The organism is Arthrobacter sp. FW306-04-A, from assembly GCF_044358315.1.
Lineage (GTDB): Bacteria > Actinomycetota > Actinomycetes > Actinomycetales > Micrococcaceae > Arthrobacter.
The window spans coordinates 3613017-3630277 of record NZ_CP084559.1; the positions used below are offsets into that span (position 1 = coordinate 3613017).

Consider the following 17261-nt stretch of genomic DNA (forward strand, 5'->3'; position numbering starts at 1 on the left):
CTACGTTTCGTAGAACTGAAAGTTTCTCCAGAATGTTCCCTGAAGGTGGAATAAAAGATGCATTTGCATGTTTATACTTGACACAAGGTTCGGTTGACACTTCAACTAAGTGCGATCGAATGTCCGATGAAGCTACAACCACACCTTCCCAAGGAGAACGCCATGACACTTCCCGCCAACGTCACCACCGGTATTTGGACCCTCGACAACTCCCACAGCGAGATCGGCTTCACCGTCCGGCACGCAGGCATCAGCAAGGTCCGCGGCCAGTTCACCGAAGCCGAGGCCACCCTGGAACTCGGCAGCAGCCTGGCTGACTCCAGGGTCAACGCCGCCATCCAGACCGCCAGCTTCGACTCGGGCGATGCCAACCGCGACGGCCACGTCAAGGGTGAGGACTTCTTCGACGTGGAGAAGTTCCCGGAAATCACTTTTGTCTCCCGCCATGTCAAGGCCAATGGCGACAGCTTTGACCTCGTGGGCGATCTGAGCATCAAGGGCGTCACCAAAGAGGTGACCATCGAGACCGAGTTCAACGGCGTGGCCGTTGACCCGTTCGGCAACACCCGCGCAGGCGTTTCCGGTGAGACCACCATCAGCCGCAAAGACTTCGGCCTGACCTGGAACGCCGTGCTCGAGGCCGGCGGCGTGCTCGTCAGCGACAAGGTTGTCATCAACCTCGAACTGGCTTTCATCGCACCTGCCGCCTAATCCACCCGGCTCCTGGCCTGAATGGCGCCTTCGGTGCTGCACGCGATCCATCGCGCAGCCCCGGAGGCGCCATTTCGTTGCTAGCGGTGTCACCCGCCTATTGTTCGGCCAAAACCCGATACTTAGCGGCGAATTGGCTAAGAATTTCCTATGAATCCTTAAACCTCAGGTCTAAAGTGATGCCATGAGTAACCCAAACGAAGCTCCTCAGCCTCAGCAGCCCGGTGCCCAGCCACCGGAGCCCGGAGCTCAGCCTCAGCAGCCCGGCACCGTCCCTCCTGCGGGTTACCAGCCTCCGCAGGGATACCCAGCACCCCCTTCCTACCAAGCGCCCCCGTCCTACCAGCAGCCAGCCCCCGGCAGCCCTCCGACAGGCCAACCCGCCGGGCACGGCGAAGGTTTCCACTTCGAGATGCCTACTGACGGTCCAAAGAACTTCAACGATGTGCTGCCCAAGGGCGGTTTTTCCGGCATGTTCAATGTCACCGGGATGCCCATCGAGCTGAAGGTCTCGTACTGGATCTGGCTTATTGGCGGGCTGTTGGGCCTCCTGGGTGGCCTGCTCGGCCTCTTTGGCTCCATGGTGCTTTTCGCGATCGCCCCGGGACTCGCCGTCGTCGTCCTCCTTTTGGTGCTGGTGGCGCTGGTTGTCGCGGCCGCCCAGATCGTCTTCGCGATGAAGATGAAGGAAGGCAAGGAGTGGGCCCGGCTCGCGCTGACCGTCATTGCAGGTATTTCCCTGATTCTCTCGATCGTGGGCGGAGCGATGGCCAATGGACAGAGCAACAACTGGTTCAGCTTCGTCATCAGCCTTGTGGCAACCATCCTGATGTGGCTGCCCAATTCGCAGGCATGGTTCAAGTCACTGAAGAGCGCCGTTTAGCCACACAGTTCAAAGCCGTTTTTCGAGCCGAAGGCCGCGGCAGGTTCCCGGGGGACCCCGCGGCCTTCCCCTTTGCCCCGGCACTATCCAAACGCGGGAGATCCGCGGAACCCAGTCCGGGCAGAATTCTTGTCGTGAATCATCCCGAGCACTGTTCTGCCGGGGTACGGTGGAATTAAGCCAAGCTGGGGGCAGGGGCACGTTGCACCCGGCAGCCGTATCTGCAGTCGACACGCAAAGGAATGCCATGAGCACCCCTCCGTATCCGCCATCCACTCCGGGCGAAAACCCCACACCTGAACAGCCCCAGTACGGCCAGCAGACTCCGCAACCGGGCCAACAGCCCCAGTACGGCCAGTCCTCCTTCCCGCAGTACGGTCAACAGGCTCCCCAGTACGGCCAGCAGACTCCGCAACCGGGCCAACAGCCCCAGTACGGCCAGTCCTCCGTCCCGCAGTACGGGCAGAGCGGACCCGCCACGTGGCCCAGCCAGCAGCCCGCTGCGACGTCCGGCGTCCCGCAACTGGTGAACACTGCGTTCATGATGATCGTCTCCGCTGGCGTCCTCTCTTTCGTCAGCGCACTGGTTCTCGCATTCACCGGCGGCGACACCTTCACGGCCATAATGGCGCAGTCGGCAGCGCAGCAGGGCCAGCGGCTTCCCGCCGGCGCTCTGCAAGGCATGCAGGGCGGCATCATCATTGGCGCCATCATCGGAGGCCTGATATCGCTGGGGCTTTATGCGCTTGTCGCATTCCCGGTCCGTAAGGGTAAGAACTGGGCCCGGATCTTGGGAACCGTCTTCGCGGCGCTTTCGCTATTTGGCCTTCTTGGCGGATCTTTCACGTTCGGCCTGCTTTACGGATTGATCCAGACCGTCACCATCCTCTTGGGCATCGCCGCGATGGTGCTGTTGTATTTGCCGGGCTCGGCACCGTATTTCCGGAAAACACAGCCTTTCGCGAACCCTTACAACCAGGCGCCGTACGGCCGCTAGGCCTGAGGCCATTCCGCCACTAGGGGCACGTCCTCGACGAACACGAACGGGCACAGACCCGGCCTTGGCCTAAAGGGCCTGGCCTGGGGTCTGTGCCCGTTGTGCGTGATACGCAAGGATTTGAAGCTCGGTGGCCATGTCCACCTTGCGCAGATTCACGTACGGCGGAACCTGCAGCAGCACAGGGGCAAAGCTGAGGATGCTGCGGATCCCCGCGCTGATCACACGGTCGCAGACGTCCTGTGCCACCGCGGCCGGGAGAGCCAGGACAACCATGTTGGTGCCGGTCCGCTGAAGGACCGTTTCAAGATTCGCGGCATCGCTGACCCGCAGCCAGCCGACTTCGTTCCCGATGACCATGGGATCGGCGTCGAGGATCGCCACCACGTCAAAACCGCGCGATTCGAATCCGCCGTACCGGGCCAAGGCCTTGCCAAGGTTCCCGGCGCCCACAATCGCCACTTTCCAGTCGTGGGTCAGGCCCAGCGCCGCAGCAATGTGCCGGCTCAGATACTGCACCTCGTATCCCACTCCACGCGTTCCGTAGGAGCCAACGTAGGAGAGGTCCTTACGCAGGGTGGAGGAACTGACTCCCGACGCCTCGGCCAGCGCCTCGGAAGAAACCCGTTCCACGCCTTCGCCCAGCAGGGAGTTCAGCGCGCGCAGGTAAAGCGTCATCCGGGCCACGGCCGCAGGTGGTATCTGCTTCGCGGCAGAGTCCTTGTCCCCAGGTACAGCGTCCCCGGGTAGAGCTTCGGCGGACGGTTCCAGCGCAGTCACGTTCTTCTCCATTGCGTCGCTTTGTTTTCCCACTCTATTGCCAACAAAGCATTGGACGCATGTTCAGGCAGCCAAGGCCTTCTTCAGTACCCGCACCAGCCTCGCCTCATCGATTTTCCAGAAATCCCGCTGTACTCCGTCCACGAATACCACCGGGATCTCCTCGGCATAGCGTTCGCGGAGTGTCGGGTCTGTCTCGATCGACTGCTCGGTCCACCCGAGCCCCAGGCTTGAGGTCACGCGTTCGAGGGCGTCGCGCGCCGCGGCGCACAGGTGGCAGTCAGCTTTGGTGAGGAGTACGACGTCGGGATTCGGCATGGTTCAACGGTATCGCGTTGGCGTGGACACAGCCCGAAACAGCCCTCAACCCAACCTCACGCAGCCCGAACAACCCTCGACGCGGAACCGCCGGGCACCCTCACGAACGGCACGGAGCCGGGCGATTGACTAGACTCATGGCATGCCCGTCGAGAAGAACGCTGTTGTGGCCATCACGCCGGCCGCAACGCACCAACACGGCGAAGCTGCATTCTTCGACGTCGACAACACCCTCATGAAGGGCGCCAGCCTCTTCCACGTCGCGCGGAAGATGTACGAACGTAAGGCGTTCACCCTCTCCCAAGCCGCGGGCTTCGCCTGGAAGCAGTTCAAGTTTGTCTTGCGGGGCGAAAACATGGAGGACGTACATTCAGTCCGGGATTCCGCACTGATCCTCGCGGCAGGCATCAAGGTCTCCGATATCCAGGAGTTGGGCGAAGAAGTCTACGACGAGATGATCGAGTCCCGGATCTGGCCCGGTACCAAGGCTTTGGCGGAACAGCATCTGCGCGTTGGCCGGAAGGTCTGGCTAGTGACCGCCACCCCCATCGAAGTCGCCACCGTCATTTCCACTCGGCTGGGGCTGACAGGCGCCTTGGGCACCGTAGGCGAGGTTGAAGATGGCGCCTACACGGGGCGCCTGGTAGGCGAAATCCTCCATGGACCGGCCAAGGCCGTGGCCGTGCAGCGCGTGGCTGACGAAGAAGGCCTGGATTTGAACCGCTGCTGGGCGTACAGCGATTCACATAACGACATCCCCCTGCTCACTTTGGTGGGCCACCCCGTGTGCATCAATCCCGACGCCAGACTGCGGCGCCATGCGCGGGAGAACAATTGGCCCGTCTATGACTTCCGTTCCGGCCGTCGAGCAGCCACGCTCGGCCTCAAAGCTGCGACCGTCGGAGGCGCCGTGTACGGCCTCTGGCGCGGCTTCTCCAAGTTCCGCAGCCCGAGGGTCTAGCTCCCCCGCCACCCTCGCTCACTTCTGACTACCTGGCCGGTGATCCTCGCTCACTTCTGCACCGGTTTTGGCCGATCCTCCTGCAGATCTTTCGGCGAAATGATGAACGCTCCTGCACTCGATACGAGCAGGTCGACTCGATGTGAAGGAGCGTTCGGTTTTTTGGGCGCATAAATGAACGAGCGTCATCGAAACAAGCTACGAACGTGAGCGAGCGTCGTCGGGGCGTGCACGCAAAAATGCCCGCAGCCTCGAAAGGCAACGGGCATTCACGCTGTAGGAAGTATCTCTACTTCTTGTTGCGGCGCTGGTGGCGGGTCTTGCGAAGCAGCTTGCGGTGCTTCTTCTTGGCCATACGCTTGCGGCGCTTCTTAATAACTGAACCCACGTAAGTTCCTTACCAAACTAGATTGAGATTCTGTCTGCTGGGTGAGGTCCTTGAACTGAGCAACAGACTTTTACAACTGACAGATTCTTACAATGACGTAAAACGTTCCTTAACAGGGTACCGCCTATCGGGGGCACCCAATGACCGCTGGCCCTATGGGAACCAAGCAAGTCTCAAGCGGTCTCCGAGCGTCCGTCGACGACCGCGCCCTTGAGGTACTGGTTGACTGCTTCCTCGGGGACACGGAATGATCGCCCAAAACGGACGGCTGGCATTTCTCCCGAGTGGACCAGGCGGTACACGGTCATTTTAGAAACCCGGAGGACTTCGGCAACCTCGGCCACGGTCATGAATCGCGCGTTCGAGAAGTTACTCTCTGCGGACATTCTCCATATTCCTTTGCTCTCAGCGGTTAGCGGCGAACCCCAGCATTCATTACCTGGGTGCCGATGCTGAGCCATCAAACAACCATGTGCTAGATACTCTAGAGGCTGCTGGTACCAAAGTGAAAGTGTTTCGGCCAACTGTGGGCATGGTTTTCGCTAGTCTGCAGCTGCCACACGACGCTTGCGTGCCGAGGCCGCCAACTGGTCCAGGACGGACACCGTGACGTCCCATTCCATGCAGGCGTCGGTAACGCTCTGGCCGTACACCAAGTCCTGTTCCCCAGCCAGCTGCCGCTCCACGTCCAGGTTCTGTGCCCCACCCACCAGGAAGCTTTCCAGCATCACGCCGGCGATCGGTGAATCCACGTTGTCCTCCAGCTGGGCGCCGATCTCCAGTGCAACCTCGGCTTGGCGGTGGTGGCTCTTGCCGCTGTTGGCGTGGCTCGCGTCCACGATCAGCCGGGGATTCAGCCCCTTGGCCGAGAGCTTCTCCGAGGCAGCGGCGACGTCGGCGGCGGAGTAGTTCGGGCCCTTGCGGCCACCGCGAAGGATCACATGGGTGTCCGGGTTGCCCGAGGTCGCCACGAGGGCGGCGCGGCCATCGCCGTCGATCCCCAAGAATGCTTGCGGCGCGGCAGACGCACCGCAAGCGTCGATCGCTACCTGGAGGTCGCCGTCGGTCCCGTTCTTGAAGCCGATCGGCATGGAGAGTCCGGAGGCAAGTTGGCGGTGGATCTGGCTCTCGGTGGTACGGGCTCCAATGGCACCCCACGCCACGAGGTCGGCCATGTATTGCGGGCTGATGGGTTCCAGGAACTCAGTGGCCGTCGGCAGGCCGAGGGCCGTGACTTGCTGAAGGAATCCACGCGCCGCACGGAGCCCGGCCGCGATGTCGTGGCTGCCGTCCAGATGGGGATCGTTGATGAGGCCCTTCCAGCCCACCGTGGTGCGCGGCTTCTCGAAGTAGGCCCGCATGACGATCAGCAGGTCCGCTTTGTGCTTCTCGGCCTGGCTGACAAGGCGGCGGGCGTATTCCAAGCCGGCCTTCGGGTCGTGGATGGAGCACGGGCCAACGATCACGAGCAGGCGGTCGTCAACGCCGTCCATGATTGCGCGGACTCCGTCGCGTCCGCGCTCGACGACGGCGGAGGCCCTGGCGTCCAGCGGCAGTTCCGCGCTGATTTCCTGCGGAGTGGGGAGCGGTTCGAAGCGGCTGACGCGCAGGTTCGACGTCGACTGCGCGGCGGCAGTCCCGACGTCCGCGCTATGTGTGCTGGGCTCTGCGGCGATGCTGGTCATGGAGTGGTCCTGTTCCGGAGAGGAGCGGACCCTACTCAGAGCCCGCCTGGAAATGGCGAAGGGCAGAGAATGATCTCTGCCCTGTTGGCTCTGAAGGAAGTTGGATGCGTGTCAGTTAGACGCGGGCCCCTCCAGAGCCAACGAAAAATACGCATACCAACGGTTAGTCATAGCCAAACCATAGCGTCGGTTTCCAGCTGCCCGCAAATCGAAATGCGACGACATCAAGGGAAACCGCTTCCCCGCGCAATATAAACTTCACCTCAGAACAAGGTCGCCGCTCCCGAGGCGGCAGCAGCTCCAGGAAGGAACCCATGCCAGGCAGAAGAAATACCCGGCGGGTGGGCATCGCAGATGTGGCATCCATGGCCGGCGTTTCGCATGCCACGGTTTCCCGGGTGATGAACGGTAACACCACGGTGGATGTGGTCATTGCCGCGCGTGTTCGAGCAGCCGCCACGGAACTGAAATACAAGCCGAACCCCGTGGGCCGAAGCCTGGCCCTGGGAAAGACGGACACTATCGGAATCGTGGTTCCGGACCTGTCCAACCCCACGTTCCAGGCCATTCTTCGCGGGCTCAGCATCGCCGCCGCCCGCGACGGCTACCGCGTATTGATCGCGGACTCTTCCGAGGTCTCCAGTGAGGAAGCAATTCTCGCCGGAGAGGCCCGGCGGCGTTGCGACGGCGTCGTTCTCTGTGCCCCCCGCATGAGCGACGCCGAACTCGAAGAACTCGCCCCCACGCTCTATCCGCTGGTGCTCATCAACCGGACCACCGAGTCGGTACCGACGCCTAGCCTTGTAGTGGACTATGGCCAAGGCATCCAGGAACTTGCCGCGCATCTCGTTAAGCTTGGCCATCGAAAATTGGCCTACCTGACGGGTCCGGACCGGAGCGCGTCCAACGTGCAGCGGCTCCACGGGCTCGAGAAGTTCACGGCCGAGTACCCGGAGGTCGAATTGCAGTTCATTCCCGGAGGCAACACGTTCGACGCCGGGTTTGAGTCGAGCGATGCCGTCGCCTCATGCGGCGCCACCGGCATCCTCGTCTTCAACGACGTCGCCGCGATGGGCCTGTTGAGCGGCCTGAGCCAGCGCGGGATCCGCGTGCCGGAAGACTTGTCGCTCACGGGTTTCGATGACATGCCCTTCGCCCGGTACACCATGCCTCCGCTGACCACCGCGGCCGTGCCGATCACCGACCTCGGCGATCTTGCGTGGCGCCGCATGCGGGAGCAGATCCAGGCCAAGGACGCCGCCTCCCCCACGAATTACTTCCCCCCGCGGATTGAGCTCAGGGGCAGCACCGGGCCCGTCAAGGCCTAGTTTCCGCGGGAGGCGGGCCCAGCCCGGCCTCGCGGTAGTACCCCTCGATGTGCGAGGTGACGAGCATCGCTGCCCGGCCGCCGTCGCCGCCGTTTACTGCCTCCAAGATGGCGCGGTGCTCGCACCGCAGGCGGTTCGCGGTGCTATCCCAATTCGGCAGGTTGGCAGTCAGGGCCGCGGCGTAGCCCTCGATCGCTTCGCGCAGCGAGCCCATGATGGTGCTCACCACGGCATTTCCTGCGGCTTCCGCCAGCGCCAGGTGGAAGGCGACGTCCAGCGCGAGGAAGTCGTCGACGGCGGAGCTTGCGTCCATTTCGTCCAGCAGCCTCGCTGCTTCCACCAGTTCAGGGGCGCCGGGCGTGGCGCGGGATACCGCCCATGATTCGAGCAGGACCCGCGTTTCCACGATGTCGGCAACGGGCAAATGCTGCGTGGCCACATGGAGGCGGAGCGCGGAGCCAAGGGCGGTGGCCGGTTCCGCGATGACCACCGTCCCGGCGTCCTTGCCGGACCCCACGCCTGCCCGGACCACACCCATGGCTTCCAGGATCCGGATGGCTTCACGGACCGATGTCCGCGAGACTTCCAGTTGCTCGGCTAGTGCCCTTTCAGCGGGAAGCCGTCCACCGAGCTTCAAGTGCCCGTCGGACAATTGCTTTTCGATCCAACTGAGGACGAGCTCGTGCGTTCGCATGGATAAATAGTAGTTGATGTGGTTGGACCACATGGCATAGAGTGTGGTCTAACCACACAAGCACACTGGAGACAGCACCATGACGCAGACCGTCCAGCCGAGCAGCACCCCTTCCCTTGAGGTGCCCGCGAAAGTCCCCACCGCCGTCGGGCGCCCCGCCGCACTGAAGCGCCGGGTTCCCAAATACGCAGACCTGGCTCCCCTGATGAAGTTCAAGAAACCCGAGTTCAGCAACGCGGCGAAGCTGCGCCGCGCATCCACCATTTGGGAACTCCGGGACATGGCGAAGCGACGCACTCCCCAAGCACCGTTCGACTACACGGACGGGGCAGCGGAAGCGGAGATCACGCTTCGCCGGGCCCGCCAGGCTTTCCAGGACATCGAATTCCGGCCGGGAATCCTGCGCGACGTCTCCAGCATCGACCTCAGCACCGAGATCCTGGGCAGAGTGTCCCGGCTTCCGTTCGGCATCGCGCCCACTGGATTCACGCGCATGATGCAATCGGAGGGTGAGTACGCGGGCTCGCAGGCTGCCGAAGCGGCTGGCATTCCGTACACCCTGTCCACCATGGGCACCGCTTCCATTGAGGACGTTGCCGCGGCCGCTCCGAACGGCCGCAACTGGTTCCAGCTGTACCTCTGGACGGATCGGGACCGGTCACTCGAACTGATCGAGCGCGCCGCCAAGGCCGGGAACGACACCCTCATGGTCACGGTGGACACCGCCGTCGCGGGCGCCCGGTTGCGCGATGTCCGCAACGGCATGACCATTCCGCCCGCGCTCACCGTGAAGACCGTGCTGGATGCCTCCTATCGGCCCGCCTGGTGGTTCAACTTCCTCACGCACGAGCCGCTGACCTTCGCTTCACTCTCGCGCTACACGGGCACAGTGGCCGATCTCATCAACTCCATGTTCGATCCCACCCTGACCTTCGATGACCTCGACTGGCTCCGCGAAACGTGGAAGGGAAAGCTGGTAGTCAAGGGCATCCAGACAGTGGAAGATGCCCGCAAGGTGGTGGACCACGGAGCGGACGGCATCGTGATTTCAAACCACGGCGGACGCCAACTGGACCGCGCCCCGATCCCGCTGCACCTCGTTCCGGAGATCGCCGCCGCACTGAAAGCGGACAGCAGTGGCGCGGCCATCATCCTGGACACGGGCATCATGAGCGGCGCGGACATCGTGGCGGCCCTTGCCCTCGGCGCCGATTTCACGCTGATCGGCCGGGCCTACCTGTATGGGCTCATGGCCGGTGGTCGCGCCGGCGTGGACCGCACTATCCAGATTCTGGAAAAGGACATGGCCCGCACCATGGCCCTGCTTGGAGTAACGAAGGTCTCGGAACTGACCCCGGACCACGTGCGGTTGCTGAGCAGGTAACCTGCCGCTGGACTCCGCTACTTCTTCCGGCCGAACTTCGGCAGGTTGGGTAGGTTCGGCAGGTTGGCCAAGAGGTCCGCTGCCTTCGTGGCGGCACGGCCAACCGTGCGGCCGATCTGCTGCGGCATTGTGTCATCCATTCCCGCCGCGGCGGCGGCGCCCGAATCCGGCGCGGCTTCCGGCGAGCCCGCGACGTCGGTGCTCGCCGGCGACGGGACGAGCGGTTCGCCGTCGGGCTGCGATCGCTGCTTCCTCGCGGCGCGCTGGCTGCCAGCCGCGGCGGCGGGTTCGGCGGCGGGACGAGCGGGTCCGACGTCGAACGTCTCCAGCCAGCTGGCAACCCCGGCGAGCGGCTTGGGGTTCAACGCGTAGTAGCGTTTCTGCCCCTGTGCGCGCATGCTGACGAGATCCGCCTCGCGGAGTACCTTCAAATGCTTTGAAATGGTGGGCTGGCTCGCTGCGAGCTCCTCCACCAGTTCCCCCACAGCTTTATCCCCAGAGCGGAGGGAAACCAGAATGTCACGCCGGGTTGCCTCAGCAATGACGGCAAATACGTCGTCAGTCACCATGCCTCCCACCCTAGCGACATATACGCCAAAAGGCATCAACTATTTCAGTGGCGGGAACGCTAGTCGAACCAGGGGTCCAGTCCGTAGAGCGGGAAGATCTCCTTGCGGGTGGCAATGATGGTGCGGTCTACGGCGTCGGCAGGGTCATACCCCACCTCCCACGAACGCCACCAGGTGTCGACGCCGTCGCCCATAAGTTCCGGAACCGCTTCCCCGTATTTCTCCTTGACATAGCTCCGGAAGATTTCCGGGACCAGAGCCGTCAACTGCACGGGATGCTGGGCCACGATCCCTATCAAGTGGCTCCAGCTCCGCGGTACCACTCCCGCGATGTCGTAGCCCCCTCCCCCGGTGGCAATCCAACGGTTCTCGCAGAACCTGGCGGCGAGGCCCGCGACGGCGGTGGCCGCCTCGCGCTGGCCGTCCACGCTGAGGTTGAGGTGCGTGAGGGGATCGAGTTTGTGGGAGTCGCAGCCGTGCTGGCTCACGATGACTTCCGGCCCAAAGGCGCGCACCAGTTGCGGCACCACTGCATGGAACGCGCGCAGCCACCCGGCGTCGGCCGTCCACGCAGGCAACGCCACGTTGACGGCTGCGCCGAGCGCATCCGGGCCGCCGATCTCGTTGGCGAATCCCGTTCCTGGGAACAACGAAAGGCCGCTCTCGTGCAGGGAGATCGTCAGGACCCTGGGATCGTTCCAGAAGATGCTCTGCGTGCCATCACCGTGATGGGCGTCGATGTCGATGTACGCAACCCTCCGGACTCCGCCGTCGAGCAACCTCTGGACGGCGAGGGCGGCGTCGTTGTAGATACAAAAGCCGCTGGCCCGCTCACGGGAAGCATGATGCATGCCGCCGCCGAAGTTGACGGCCCGGACCGCGGTCCCGGACAGGATGGCCTCGGCCGCGAGCAACGATCCGCCGGCAAGCCGGGCGCTTGCTTCGTGCATTCCCGCGAACGCGGGATCATCTTCGGTGCCGAGCCCGCGTTCCGGGTCCGGCGTCGTCGGGTCCTCGCTGGCGCGCCGCACGGCGGCGACGTATTCGGCGCTATGAACGGCGAGGAGTTCGACGTCGGACGCGACCTCGGGTGCCTGGACCGAGACATGCTCCAAATCGAAGAGTCCGAGCGCCGCGGCCAGCCTGGCAGTCAATTCAAGCCGCTCCGGGGCCATCGGGTGCGCGGGGCCGAAGTTGTATGCGGTCATGGCGGGATCCCACGCCACCGTCGTTGGCAGCGCGGACGGACGGAAGCCTGCCCAGGAAGTCATCAATGACAGGCTACCCGAGCGGCGGAGCGCAACTGCCCCGTTACTGCGGGCGATTAGTGGTTTACTACTCAGGAAAGCAGAATCAATCGACCAGAAGCGAACAGCACTGCCATGACTCAGAGCCAGTCGGGGTCCCGAGGCCCGGCCAGCTGGCGAACCGTCCAGCCGGAACGGGGAGGCCTGTGGATTTTCACGGGTATCCGCGACTTCATCGACAACCTCGCCAACACCTCACCGGCGCGTTTGGCGCTGACGGCCTACGGCTTTGCGATCCTCCTGTTCACCGGCCTGCTTTCCCTGCCAGCGGCATCGGCCGACGGTGCTGTCACCCCTCTCCACCAGGCTTTGTTCACTGCTGTCTCCAGCATCTGTGTGACCGGTTTGACCGTAGTGTCGACGGCGACGTACTGGACCTTCTTCGGCCAGCTGGTCATTCTTGTGGGCATCTTTGTGGGGGGCTTGGGAACCCTGACACTCGCCTCCCTCCTGGCACTCATGGTCAGCAAGCGGTTGGGCGTGAGGGGCAAGCTCATTGCCCAGGAGGCCATGAACAACGCCGGACGTTTGGGTGAAGTGGGTACCTTGCTACGGATCGTCATCTCGACATCCGTGACCATTGAGGCCGTACTGGCCATCGCGATGGTTCCCAGGTTCCTGACACTCGGAGAAGACTTCTGGCAGGCCGTGTGGCACGGGGTCTTCTACTCGATTTCTTCCTTCAACAATGCCGGTTTCACACCCCATTCCGACGGAATCGTGCCGTACGAGGCGGACCTGTGGATTCTGGTGCCGCTTATGCTTGGCGTGTTCCTCGGCAGCCTCGGCTTCCCCGTGATGCTGGTGCTCCGGAGGCACGGCCTCAATTGGAAGAAGTGGAGCCTCCACACCAAACTGACCATCCAGGTTTCCCTGATTCTCCTCGTTGCCGGCGCAGTCCTCTGGGCCCTGATGGAGTGGGACAACACCAACACCATCGCCAACATGAGCTTTGGGGACAAGATCACGCACTCCATCTTCGCCTCGGTCATGACGCGCTCCGGAGGCTTCAACCTGGTTGACCAAAGCCATATGGATTCCACCACCAGGCTGCTGTCGGACGCGCTCATGTTCGCCGGCGGCGGTTCGGCGTCAACGGCGGGCGGTATCAAGGTGACCACGGTCGCGGTCATGTTCCTGGCCATCGTCGCTGAGGCGCGGGGCGACGCCGACGTCAAGGTCTACGGCCGCACAATCCCGGAGGGGACCATGCGGGTGGCCATCTCGGTGATAGTTGCCGGCGCCACGTTGGTGTGCGTCGCCGCCTTCTTGTTGTTGTCCATCAGCGGGGCCAGCCTGGACCGGGTACTGTTCGAAACCATTTCAGCCTTCGCAACGGTAGGCCTCAGCACGAACCTCAGTGCCGAGTTGCCGCCGTCGGGAGTCTACATTCTCGCCGCCCTCATGTTCGCCGGCCGCATCGGCACCATAACCCTTGCCTCTGCCCTGGCCCTCCGCCAGCGCAGACAGCTATTCCATTACCCGGAAGAGAGGCCAATCATTGGCTAATTCAACAGGCGCCCCCAACCGGCCGGCGCACAACGCCCCCGTGCTGGTGATCGGCCTGGGCCGCTTCGGTGCAGCCACCGCCGAGCAGCTCGTCAAGCAGGGACGCGAAGTCCTGGCCATCGAGCGGGACCGCACGCTCGTCCAGAATTGGGCGTCCGTATTGACTCACGTCGTGGAGGCCGACGCCACGAACATCGACGCCCTCCGCCAGCTCGGCGCACAGGAATTCAGCTCCGCAGTGGTGGGCGTCGGTACCTCGATCGAGTCCTCGGTGCTCATTACGGTGAACCTCGTGGATCTGGGCATCGAACACCTCTGGGTGAAAGCGATCACTGCCTCACACGGCAAGATCCTCACGCGAATCGGCGCCAACCACGTTATCTATCCCGAGGCCGACGCCGGGGTCCGCGCGGCCCACCTCGTCTCGGGGCGCATGCTGGACTTCATCGAGTTCGACGACGACTTCGCGATCGTGAAAATGTACCCGCCGAAGGAAACCGTGGGCTTCACGCTGGATGAGTCAAAGGTCCGCTCCAAGTACGGCGTGACGATTGTCGGCGTGAAATCCCCGGGCGAGGACTTCACCTATGCCCGGCCGGACACAAAGGTTTCCGGTCGGGACATGCTGATTGTGTCCGGGCACGTGGACCTGCTGGAGCGTTTCGCGGCCCGGCCGTAACTACCCTTCGAGTTTGTTTGGCGACAGCTGCCGTAACATGAGTCGGATGGTGTTCATACGGCTGTACCGCGAAGGAAAACTCGAACGCGACGATGTCGGCGCCCACGAGATCGAGGCCCTGGCCCATCAGGATGACGTGGTGCTGTGGATCGACTTCACCAATCCGACCGCGGATGACCTCCTGGGCGTCGAGACGGTGTATGGGCTCCACCGCCTCGCCGTTGAGGACGCCGTCCATGACTTCCAGCGACCCAAGCTGGACCGGTACCCGAACCATTTGTTCCTATCGGCCTATCAGGCGGGTCTAGAATCCGGCACCGGCGAACTCGCCATCGCCGAGATCTCGGCATTCGTGACCCGGAACGCCCTGGTGACTGTGCACGGCCCTGGTTTCGACACCGACAAGTTGATGGCGCACTGGGATGCGGAAACTGACCTGACCGCACACGGGGTACCTTTCCTTTTCTGGGGACTGCTGGACCTGATCGTCGACGGGCACTTCGACGCCGTCCAGGAGCTTGACGGCTATATCGATACGCTCGAAGAATCGCTTTTCGACGATCACTCCCCCGACCACGACCTGCAACGGAAGACCTTCGAGCTGCGAAAGAACCTGGTCCGGCTCCGCCGCGTGATCCTGCCCATGCGCGAAGTCCTCAACACCCTCCTGCGCCGCGATGACCTCGTCGGTTGCAGCCCCGAGATGCAGCCCTTCCTGCAGGACGTCTACGACCATGTTCTGCGCGCCACGGAATGGACAGAATCGCTCCGTGACCTGGTCACAACCATCCTGGAAACGCATATCAGCATCCAGGGGAACCAGATGAACCTGGTCATGAAAAAAGTCACCAGCTGGGCAGCGATCATCGCCGTCCCCACAGCGGTCACAGGTTTCTTCGGACAGAACGTGCCGTTCTTCGGCTTCCAAAGCGACTACGGTCTCTGGCTGTCCTGCGCACTCATGGCCGGCGGATCAATTTTCCTCTACCTCGCGTTCAAGAAACGGGACTGGATCTAGCCGACTCCCGCGGCGCAGGCAGCGTGCTTCTTTGAAGGAGAAGGCTAGGCGAGTTGCTGCGTGATTTCTGCGGCGCGTGCAGCTGCTGCACGGGCGCCGTCGGCGATGATCGCGGGTATGCCGCCTTCGTTGAAGGCAGCGATGGCACGCTCCGTGGTGCCGTTGGGGCTGGTCACTGCGATGCGCAGGGCAGTCGGATCCGCGCCCGGCTCGGCAAGCATGTAGCCCGCACCTGCCACGGTCTCCCGGGAGATCATGAGGGAAAGCTCGGGATCCAAGCCAAGTTCGACTCCGGCGGCGGCCATGGCCTCGGCAAGGTAGAACGCGTACGCGGGGCCCGAGCCGCTGATGGCAGACAGGGCATCCACCTGTTCCTCGGGGATTTCCACCACGGTCCCTGCGGCGGCGAGGATGTCCTTGGCCTGCTGGAGCTGCTGGGGAGTGCAGTTGGTTCCGGGAGAAACGGAGACCACCCCGCGGCCGAGCTTGGCGGGTGTGTTCGGCATGGTGCGGATGACCGGCTGGCCCGCCGGCAGCGCTGCTTCCAGCTGGGCGATGGACACGGCAGCCGCAACACTGATCACAATGGTGTTTTTGGCCAGCGCGGGCGAGATTTCGCGGGCAAGATCAGCAATGCCCACCGGCTTGACACCCAGGATGACAACCGACGCGCCTTTGGTGGCCAGCTTGTTGTTGTCTGGTTCCTCTGCTCCGGCGATGGTCATGACATGGTGGCGCTCGGCCAGTTCGACGGCGCGTTCTGCGCGCCGTACGGTGGCGACGACGTCCGACGGATCCGTTCCGGCGGCCAGCAAGCCACCCAGAATGGCCTCGTTCATGGACCCACAGCCAAGGAATGCGATTCGGTTGCTCATGGCTCCATGATGCCAGTTCAGCCGCGCCCAGCAGAACCAATTTACAGGGCTGTCCAAAGGCGCCCAGGATTCCCAGCTAGTTCCCAAGCTTATTGCAGGCTGCGCCCAATATCGCTCCGTAACTTAGTAGTTACCTCATTGAGGGTGCGAGTGATGAGGCGGGCATGGGGATGTCCGCCACAAGCACCGGTGGTCGAGCGGGTTTCCCCCCATTTTCCCGTATCGACCGCCGGTGCTTTCTCATTTAAGCCGCGAGATCGGGCCACGCACCAAAGCGCGACGGCGGGCAGAGCGACGCAGCCGTCCGGCGTCGTCGTGCGGCTAAATCTCAACAGCCCCTAGATCTCGAAGGCTCCCACGAGTGGCGCTCCCAAATGCTGGCGCGCAAAGCGCAGGGTTTCAGCGAGCCACTCCTCGCGCTCCCCGGCAGCTTTTGCCTTGCGCGTGGAGATCTCGGCAACCACTGTGCCCTCGAATCCGTTGGATGCCAGATGCTGCAGCACCTCGGCGCACTGTTGGGTCCCGTACCCGGGGATGAGGTGTTCGTCCTTGCCCGAACCGGAACCGTCGGTGAGGTGGACGTGGCGCAACTTGCTCCCGAGTGCCCGCACGGCCTCAAGACTGTTAGCCCCGGCGGTGGCGGCGTGCGAGAAGTCCCACGTGACGTCGTCGTAATCCTGGCCCATCGGGTCCCAGTGCGGAAGATAAGCAAGCGCTTCCCGGCCACGCACGCGCCACGGGTACATGTTCTCCACCGCGATGTGCACTTGGTACATCGCCGCGATCTCGCGCACACCGGCAGCGAAGTTCTCGGCATAGTTCGACTGCCAGCGGAACGGCGGATGGACCACCACGGTGTTGCAGCCGACCTCCCGCGCCATCTGGCAGGACATCTCGATCTTGTTCCACGCCGGACCCCAGACCTGTTGGGTCAGCAGCAAGGTTGGCGCGTGGATGGAGACAATCTGCTGGTCGTAACGATGGCTGAGCTGGATCAAGGCATCCGGGTTCTGGCTGGTGGCGTTGTTAGTCACCATCACCTCGACGCCGTCGTACCCCAGGTCCTGGGCCACGGCAAACGCGTCATGGACGCTGAGTGGGTAGACAGAAGCGCTGGAAAGCGCCACCGGGATCCTCGGCGTGTCTTCTTCGGAGTGCTCGACGTCGGTGCTCAT

At 63.1% G+C, this 17261-nt stretch carries 19 protein-coding genes; 9 read left to right on the forward strand and 10 right to left on the reverse strand.

Annotated elements, in window-relative coordinates; translation table 11 throughout:
* The first annotated feature begins 162 nt into the window (after nucleotides 1–162).
* From LFT43_RS16870 to LFT43_RS16880, 3 genes are all read left to right on the forward strand, one after another.
* Nucleotides 163–711, forward strand: coding sequence for a YceI family protein (locus LFT43_RS16870; protein ID WP_395798704.1), 549 nt, complete (start codon nucleotides 163–165; stop codon nucleotides 709–711).
* A gap of 412 nt (nucleotides 712–1123) precedes the next feature.
* On the forward strand, nucleotides 1124–1594 hold the full coding sequence (locus LFT43_RS16875; protein WP_395798706.1) for a hypothetical protein: 471 nt from the start codon (nucleotides 1124–1126) through the stop codon (nucleotides 1592–1594).
* Between the two features lie 247 nt (nucleotides 1595–1841).
* The gene (locus LFT43_RS16880; protein ID WP_395798708.1) at nucleotides 1842–2591 is read left to right on the forward strand and encodes a hypothetical protein; all 750 of its coding nucleotides are present in this window, start codon (nucleotides 1842–1844) and stop codon (nucleotides 2589–2591) included.
* 69 nt (nucleotides 2592–2660) lie between these two features.
* Here the strand turns inward: LFT43_RS16880 and LFT43_RS16885 are convergent, their stop codons facing one another.
* Nucleotides 2661–3383: a redox-sensing transcriptional repressor Rex gene (locus LFT43_RS16885; RefSeq protein WP_395798710.1), complete on the reverse strand. Its 723-nt coding sequence runs from the start codon at nucleotides 3381–3383 to the stop codon at nucleotides 2661–2663.
* A gap of 51 nt (nucleotides 3384–3434) precedes the next feature.
* On the reverse strand, nucleotides 3435–3689 hold the full coding sequence (locus LFT43_RS16890) for a glutaredoxin family protein (protein WP_395798712.1): 255 nt from the start codon (nucleotides 3687–3689) through the stop codon (nucleotides 3435–3437).
* Nucleotides 3690–3831: 142 nt separating this feature from the next.
* Here LFT43_RS16890 and LFT43_RS16895 point away from each other — a divergent pair, with 142 nt between their 5' ends.
* Nucleotides 3832–4650, forward strand: a complete 819-nt coding sequence (locus LFT43_RS16895) for an HAD family hydrolase (protein ID WP_395798714.1) — start codon at nucleotides 3832–3834, stop codon at nucleotides 4648–4650.
* Nucleotides 4651–4939: 289 nt separating this feature from the next.
* On the opposite strand, the gene LFT43_RS16900 is transcribed toward LFT43_RS16895, so the two are convergent.
* The 3 genes from LFT43_RS16900 to LFT43_RS16910 all read right to left on the reverse strand — a co-directional run bounded on the left by LFT43_RS16900 (nucleotide 4940) and on the right by LFT43_RS16910 (nucleotide 6723).
* A complete protein-coding gene (locus LFT43_RS16900) occupies nucleotides 4940–5038 on the reverse strand; it encodes a 30S ribosomal protein bS22 (protein WP_003792170.1) in 99 nt (32 codons plus the stop codon).
* 173 nt (nucleotides 5039–5211) lie between these two features.
* The gene (locus LFT43_RS16905; protein ID WP_395798740.1) at nucleotides 5212–5424 is read right to left on the reverse strand and encodes a helix-turn-helix domain-containing protein; all 213 of its coding nucleotides are present in this window, start codon (nucleotides 5422–5424) and stop codon (nucleotides 5212–5214) included.
* 156 nt (nucleotides 5425–5580) lie between these two features.
* The gene (locus tag LFT43_RS16910) at nucleotides 5581–6723 is read right to left on the reverse strand and encodes a 3-deoxy-7-phosphoheptulonate synthase (RefSeq protein ID WP_395798742.1); all 1143 of its coding nucleotides are present in this window, start codon (nucleotides 6721–6723) and stop codon (nucleotides 5581–5583) included.
* Nucleotides 6724–7037: 314 nt separating this feature from the next.
* On the opposite strand from LFT43_RS16910, the gene LFT43_RS16915 reads away from it, so the two are divergent.
* The gene (locus LFT43_RS16915) at nucleotides 7038–8051 is read left to right on the forward strand and encodes a LacI family DNA-binding transcriptional regulator (protein ID WP_395798744.1); all 1014 of its coding nucleotides are present in this window, start codon (nucleotides 7038–7040) and stop codon (nucleotides 8049–8051) included.
* Here the strand turns inward: LFT43_RS16915 and LFT43_RS16920 are convergent.
* Nucleotides 8041–8745 carry a FadR/GntR family transcriptional regulator gene (locus LFT43_RS16920; protein ID WP_395798746.1) on the reverse strand — a complete coding sequence of 235 codons (705 nt, stop codon included), beginning with the start codon at nucleotides 8743–8745 and terminating at the stop codon, nucleotides 8041–8043. The two genes, LFT43_RS16915 and LFT43_RS16920, sit on opposite strands and share 11 nt — an antisense overlap.
* Before the next feature lie 79 nt (nucleotides 8746–8824).
* Between LFT43_RS16920 and LFT43_RS16925 the strand changes: the two genes are divergently transcribed.
* Complete coding sequence (locus LFT43_RS16925) at nucleotides 8825–10129, forward strand: alpha-hydroxy-acid oxidizing protein (protein ID WP_395798748.1); 1305 nt, start codon at nucleotides 8825–8827, stop codon at nucleotides 10127–10129.
* A 17-nt stretch (nucleotides 10130–10146) separates the two neighbouring features.
* On the opposite strand, the gene LFT43_RS16930 is transcribed toward LFT43_RS16925, so the two are convergent.
* Together LFT43_RS16930 and LFT43_RS16935 are read right to left on the reverse strand one after the other, a co-directional pair.
* Nucleotides 10147–10698 (reverse strand): ArsR/SmtB family transcription factor, encoded by a 552-nt coding sequence (locus LFT43_RS16930; RefSeq protein ID WP_395798750.1) that lies wholly within the window; start codon nucleotides 10696–10698, stop codon nucleotides 10147–10149.
* Nucleotides 10699–10757: 59 nt separating this feature from the next.
* Nucleotides 10758–11969, reverse strand: a complete 1212-nt coding sequence (locus LFT43_RS16935; protein WP_395798752.1) for an acetoin utilization protein AcuC — start codon at nucleotides 11967–11969, stop codon at nucleotides 10758–10760.
* 111 nt (nucleotides 11970–12080) lie between these two features.
* Between LFT43_RS16935 and LFT43_RS16940 the strand changes: the two genes are divergently transcribed.
* The 3 genes from LFT43_RS16940 to LFT43_RS16950 are packed head-to-tail and all read left to right on the forward strand — an operon-like array spanning nucleotide 12081 to nucleotide 15211.
* The gene (locus tag LFT43_RS16940) at nucleotides 12081–13514 is read left to right on the forward strand and encodes a TrkH family potassium uptake protein (protein ID WP_395798754.1); all 1434 of its coding nucleotides are present in this window, start codon (nucleotides 12081–12083) and stop codon (nucleotides 13512–13514) included.
* Nucleotides 13515–13554: 40 nt separating this feature from the next.
* Nucleotides 13555–14193, forward strand: a complete 639-nt coding sequence (locus LFT43_RS16945) for a TrkA family potassium uptake protein (protein WP_171983496.1) — start codon at nucleotides 13555–13557, stop codon at nucleotides 14191–14193.
* Between the two features lie 46 nt (nucleotides 14194–14239).
* Nucleotides 14240–15211, forward strand: coding sequence for a magnesium transporter CorA family protein (locus tag LFT43_RS16950; RefSeq protein WP_395798756.1), 972 nt, complete (start codon nucleotides 14240–14242; stop codon nucleotides 15209–15211).
* Between the two features lie 44 nt (nucleotides 15212–15255).
* Here the strand turns inward: LFT43_RS16950 and proC are convergent, their stop codons facing one another.
* Nucleotides 15256–16086: a pyrroline-5-carboxylate reductase gene (gene proC, locus LFT43_RS16955; RefSeq protein WP_395798758.1), complete on the reverse strand. Its 831-nt coding sequence runs from the start codon at nucleotides 16084–16086 to the stop codon at nucleotides 15256–15258.
* A 338-nt stretch (nucleotides 16087–16424) separates the two neighbouring features.
* On the reverse strand, nucleotides 16425–17261 hold the full coding sequence (locus LFT43_RS16960) for a sugar phosphate isomerase/epimerase (RefSeq protein WP_265977989.1): 837 nt from the start codon (nucleotides 17259–17261) through the stop codon (nucleotides 16425–16427).